Consider the following 5,690-nt stretch of genomic DNA (forward strand, 5'->3'; position numbering starts at 1 on the left):
GGCGGGTCTGCGCGGCCAGCGCGGCGTCGCTGAGGCTGGCGGCGTCGGCGGCCGAGACATCGGGGCCGTACGACGCCACCATCATCTGCGCCGGGAAGGCCGGATCGTCCGGCACGCCCGGGCGCACTTCCACGAGCCCCATCGATCCGAAGATGCGCACCATTTCTTCCATCTGCCCGGCCGTGGTGCCGTGCAGCGGCTTGTTCCAGCTGGTGCGGTTGGAGAACGCCTCGATGCGCCGGGCCATGGGCTGCTGCCGGTCCACGACGATGGCGTAGTCCTCGGCCGTCAGCACGTGGTTGGGCACGCGGGCCGGCCAGAAGGTGGGCGCGAACGGGTCGTAGGCGGTGTCGTACCCCGCCCGGCAGTAGGCCGTGTCGGCCTGCCAGGGCAGGCCCATCCAGCGGTTGATGTCGCCGGGCCCCTGGGCATACAGCGGCCCCTGGGCCGACAGCGCGGTGGCTTGGTCGAGCGTGGGCCCATAGCTGGGCTCGGCCGTGCCCGCCGGACGCTGGCGGATGCGGAACGGGCGGCTGTACAGCGTCAGATGGCGCATGGGCCAGGTCATTTCGCAGCCGGGGTGGAAGGCGTCGGCCAGGCAGAACTCCAGCGCCGCCCGGTCCAGCGTGGCGGGCTGCTGCGCGAGCGGCACCGCGTCGATGCTGGCCGGCAGCTGGCGGCCGGCATCCCAGTCGGAGACGAAGTCGCCTTGCACCCAGCGCGCCAGCACATTGCTCTGCGTCTGGCTGATGCTGGCGTTCTGGCGCGGGCTCTGGCCTGCGGGCACCGTCATCGCATCGCCGTACAGCCAGGGCCAGGGCATCTGGTTGCCGTCCGGTGGGCTGGGGGGGCGGAAGCTGTTGAACACCTGCCGGCGCAGTTCGGCGTTGGGGTCGTAGCCGCCTGCAGGGGGCAGGGCGGAGAGCCGCTCGATCAGCGCGGGGTTCTCGAAGTCGTACTGCCCCTGGTGGCCGAACAGGGTGGCGAAGCCCTGGTTCACCCATTGCAGGCCCGACAGGCGCTGCAGGATGGGGTACACGTCGTCGGCGAACGAGATCGTGGCCGGCGCGGGCAGCCAGCCGGCCTGGACGTACAGGTCCTGCAGCAGGTCGTACAGCGTGCGCTGGGTCTTGACCTGCGGTGCGTAGTTGGGCGGGGCGGTCACCACCCAGGCGGATTCCACAGGAATCTCCTGGCCCTCGATGCGCACCGTGGCCGAGACCGGGCCGTCGCAGGTGTCGTCGTACCAGCCGTCGGCGTTGATGAACGAGTCGCCGTCGGCCGGGTTGAAGATCGGGCTGCCCGTGGGCGAGGCCGAGACGCCGTGGCCGGGCAGGAACACCAGCCGGCCGCTGGCGTCGGTCTGCAGCTCGCCGATCTTGACCGGCACGCCGGTGAACTGCCCGGTGCAGGGCACCGGCGCCGCGTTGCGGCCCGCGATGCGCTGCACGCCCGCGTCGATGACCAGCGTGTCGCGCGCGGCGTTCTTGGCATTGCGCAGCGGCAGCTGGGTTTTGGCCGCCTCCGGAATGTCGAGCGCGATCTGCCACTGGTACCAGGCCGCCTTGCTGTTGGCGACGTGCACGGACCATTCGATGTCGGCCCAGTCGGCGGTCAGCTCGCGCACCACGTCGCCCGCGGCGTTGTAGCCGTAGATGCGGAACTGCGCGGCCTCGCGCTTGAGCGCGCCGGTGGCATCGCGGTAAAAGCCCTGGGGCTGCGGCGGCGGGTTCACCACCTGAGGGCCCAGATAGAACGCTGTCTCGCTGTTGCCCACCCGGGCGATGCCGATTGCCGGGTGGACGGCGGCGCGCACGATGCGCGTGTCCTTCGCGGCGGGATAGTCCACGCCGGGCGCGTACTGCGCCGGACGGGGCACCACGGGCTCGCCCAGCGGCACGCCGTTCACGTTGCGGCGGTTTTCGGACGAGGCCCGGTACACGGCCTTGCGCGCCTCGGCGATGCTGCCCATGGGCATGTGCTCGGGCAGGGCATGCCAGGGGTTGTAGGCCAGGTTTTCGCCGTAGCCCGACTGGCCGCGGGCGTCCAGGTCCTGCTGGGGCAGCTCCAGGATGCCGACCTCGATCGGCACGCTGGCCTGCTCGCTCCAGCGCACCGTGGCGGCGTCGAGCGGCATGTCATGGTCGTTGGTCTGGAACTGCACCAGGAAGCGAAAACGCGCCGGGCCCTTGCGCAGGCGGGCATGCAGGTCGGCCCGCAGGTAGAACGGGTCGTCGAAGTCCGGCGGCGCGTCGGCCGGCGGCGCCTGCACCGGCTCGATCTTGTATTTGACGAAGCGGCCCTGGCCGAAGCAGGAGGGCAGCACGCTCCAGTAGTCGGTGGCCAGCACGGAGTCCACCGTCTTTTCCATGTCGTTCAGGATCTGCGCGGTGACGGGGTGCGCCTTCAGGTAGGCATCGCCCCGGCCGTGCAGCGATTCGCAGGTGAACTCGCACATGTCCCGCGCGGTGTCGGTGAAGAACACATCGTGGTTCTGCAGGATGAAGTCGTGCGTGGTGGCGTCCTGATCAGGCTCCAGCAGCTTGCGGCCCTGCACCCCGAACAGCTTGATCGCGATGCCCGTGGTGCCCTTGAGGTCGGGGTTGCCGGGCTGCACGTCGGCCGAGAAGCGCACCCACACCGGGTACTGCGGCGCCTTTCCGAACACGCCGACCCGTAGCTCGGGCGGCAGGTTCGGATCAATGGTGAACTGGCCATGCGCCACGCCGTGCAGGCGCAGGAACACCGGCCGCGTGGCCGGGTCGCGGCCCGCCGCCATGCCCTTGCCCTGGAAATAGTCCACGAACAGCTGTTGGAGCCCGGCCACCGGATCGCTGTCGCAGCAGCAGGGGCTGGGCGGCAAGGTCGGGGGCAGGGTGATGGGTGTGCCGGCGCAGGTGCTGGTGGCGGCCGACGGCGCGGGTGGAACTGACGTGCTTTTCATCGCAACCCTCCTTTGTTTTATGGATCGTCCTGGACGATGTAACGCTCCCTCCCGAAAAGGCCAGCGTGAACGCCGTGCGCTTTGGGACCCGAACATTCTGCGGGGGAACGGCAGGGGGAATATTCAGGGTTTCCACCCGGTGGAAAAAGAGCGACGCCACGGCGCGGCGCGCGTATGCAGGCGCAAATCCCACAAAACCCTGCGCAAAACCGTGCCATCATCGTGGTGAATGAAAATAATTATCATTTTCAAAGACAGGGTTTTCTGTGAAGACCACCGTCCAAAGACCGTTCCCCGGTCGCCCGGTCACCCGTTTCCGCTCCCTTTGTAGAAAGTGAAAACCATGCCCCATACGCTTCCCGCTCTGCCCTATGCCTACGACGCGCTCGAACCCCACATCGATGCGCAGACCATGGAAATCCACCACACCAAGCACCACCAGACCTACGTCAACAACCTGAATGCCGCGCTGGAAGGCACGCCGCAGGCCGACCTGTCCATCGAGGCGCTGGTGGCCCAGGTGCAGACGCTGCCCGAGAAGCTCCAGGCGCCCGTGCGCAACAACGGTGGCGGGCATGCCAACCACAGCCTGTTCTGGACCGTGATGGCGCCAGCGGGCCAGGGCAGCGGCGGGCAGCCCTCCGGCGCGCTGGCGCAGGCCATCGATGCGGAGCTGGGCGGGTTCGACGCCTTCAAGGAGGCCTTCACCAAGGCCGCGCTCACGCGCTTCGGCAGCGGCTGGGCCTGGCTGTCCGTCACGCCCGGCGGCCAGCTCGCGGTGGAGAGCAGCGGCAACCAGGACAGCCCGCTCATGGCAGGCCTGCTGTCGGGCAACACGCCCATCCTGGGCCTGGACGTGTGGGAGCACGCCTACTACCTGAAGTACCAAAACCGCCGCCCGGAATACATCGCCGCGTTCTATAACGTCGTGGACTGGGCCGAAGTGGCCCGCCGCTACGCGAAGGCCCGCGGTTGACGCCAGGCGAGGGCCGCAGCGATTCTTCGTTCTGACGGCGCTCCCCGTTTCCGATCCATCGATCCACCCTCCGACCATGGCCTTGCACATGAACGCTGACGACACACTCACCGGACGCACCGGCTGGCGCATGCGCAGATGGATGGGGGTGGCCATCGTGCTGGCCGGCGTCCTGGTGCTGGGCCGGCAGTTCTTCCAATTCCTGGCCGACAACCCGCGCGTGGAGCAGGCCTGGCACGGGGGGCTGGTGGCGGCCCTGGCGACCGCGCTGGGCACGCTGCCGGTGGTGTTCTCGCAGCGGCTGTCCGAGCGGGTGCAGGACACGCTGTTCGGCTTCGGCGCGGGGGTGATGCTGGCCGCCTGCTCGTTCTCGCTCATCATTCCCGGCATTGCCGCGGCCCAGTCGGCGGGCGCGGGGGCCTGGGGCGCGGGCGGCATCATCGGCACCTCCATCCTGCTGGGCGGACTTGCGTTGCTGGTCATGGAGCGGCTGCTGCCGCACGAGCATTTCATCAAGGGCGTGGAGGGCGGCCCGTCGCCTCGCACGCTGCGGCGTACCTGGCTGTTCGTCTTCGCGATCGCGCTGCACAACCTGCCCGAGGGCCTGGCCATCGGCGTGGCCTACGGCGGGGCCGACGCGCTGCGCGCCGGCACGCTCACGGCCGGCATCGCCATCCAGGACGTGCCCGAGGGCCTGGTGGTGGCCGTGGCCCTCCTGGCCGCCGGCTACAAGCGCTGGCTGGCCGTGGCGCTGGGCATGGCGTCAGGCCTGGTGGAGCCGCTGGGCGCGGTGCTGGGCGCCACGGTCATCGGCTTTTCCTCTCACCTGCTGCCGTGGGGCCTGGGCTTTGCGGCCGGGGCGATGCTGTTCGTCATCAGCCACGAGATCATTCCCGAGTCGCACCGCAAGGGACACGAAGCCTGGGCCACGGGCGGGCTGATGATCGGCTTCGTGATCATGATGATCCTGGACACCGCGCTGGGCTGATCCAGGGGGCTTGAGGCCAAAAAGGCCTCCAGCACAATATCCACTAGGGCGTTTAGCTATTAATTTTATAGCAATCGCTACCCGTGGCGGATCGCCACCGTCTTGAGGGTGGTGAAGCCGTACAGCGCCTCGAAACCCTTTTCGCGCCCATGGCCGCTCGATTTCACGCCGCCGAAGGGCAGTTCCACCCCGCCGCCCGCGCCGTAGTTGTTGATAAAGACCTGGCCGCTGGCGATGCGCCGCGCCATGCGGAACTGGCGGGCGCCGTCGCGCGTCCACACACCCGCCACCAGGCCGAAGCGCGTGGCGTTGGCCAGCTCCACCGCGTGGTCCTCGTCCTCGAAGGCCATGGCCGAGAGCACCGGGCCGAACACCTCTTCCTGCGCCAGGCGGTGGTCCACCGGCACGTCGCGCAGCAGCGTGGGGGCCTGGTAGAAGCCCGTCTCGGGCGCCTCGTCCACCACCGTGCCCTGCGCCACCAGCGGGATGCCGGCCACCTGCGCATCGGAGAGGAAGTCCCACACGCGCTGCTGCTGGCTCTGGCGGATCAGCGGGCCCACGTCCAGGTCCATCGCCGCGGGGCCCACGCGCAGGGCCTCGAAGGCACGGCCCAGGCGCTCCAGCAGCGGCTCGTAGATGAGCGAGTCGATCAGCACGCGCGAGCCGGCCGAGCAGGTCTGCCCGGCGTTCTGCACGATGGCGTTGATGACCACCGGCACCGCCGCATCCAGGTCGGCGTCGGCGAAGATCACCTGCGGGCTCTTGCCGCCCAGCTCCAGCGT

4 protein-coding genes are annotated in these 5,690 nt (G+C 69.2%); 2 read left to right on the forward strand and 2 right to left on the reverse strand.

Going from position 1 to position 5,690, the window contains the following annotated elements:
- The coding region (locus AC27IQ_RS18105; protein WP_487090283.1) for a LodA/GoxA family CTQ-dependent oxidase at positions 1 to 2,944 on the reverse strand (2,944 nt) is incomplete at its 3' end.
- 343 nt (positions 2,945 to 3,287) lie between these two features.
- On the opposite strand from AC27IQ_RS18105, the gene AC27IQ_RS18110 reads away from it, so the two are divergent.
- Positions 3,288 to 3,920: a superoxide dismutase gene (locus AC27IQ_RS18110; RefSeq protein WP_487090284.1), complete on the forward strand. Its 633-nt coding sequence runs from the start codon at positions 3,288 to 3,290 to the stop codon at positions 3,918 to 3,920.
- 88 nt (positions 3,921 to 4,008) lie between these two features.
- Positions 4,009 to 4,908: a ZIP family metal transporter gene (locus AC27IQ_RS18115; RefSeq protein ID WP_284412771.1), complete on the forward strand. Its 900-nt coding sequence runs from the start codon at positions 4,009 to 4,011 to the stop codon at positions 4,906 to 4,908.
- A 77-nt stretch (positions 4,909 to 4,985) separates the two neighbouring features.
- On the opposite strand, the gene AC27IQ_RS18120 is transcribed toward AC27IQ_RS18115, so the two are convergent.
- On the reverse strand, positions 4,986 to 5,690 hold a 705-nt coding region (locus AC27IQ_RS18120; protein WP_487090285.1), incomplete at its 5' end, for an aldehyde dehydrogenase family protein.

Source organism: Acidovorax sp. KPB24-07, assembly GCF_057543315.1.

Bases quoted from the DNA above. Each gene is read 5' to 3' on its own strand.
- AC27IQ_RS18110 (WP_487090284.1), top strand. From the start codon at position 3,288: ATGCCCCATACGCTTCCCGCTCTGCCCTATGCCTACGACGCGCTCGAA.
- AC27IQ_RS18115 (WP_284412771.1), top strand. From the start codon at position 4,009: ATGAACGCTGACGACACACTCACCGGACGCACCGGCTGGCGCATGCGC.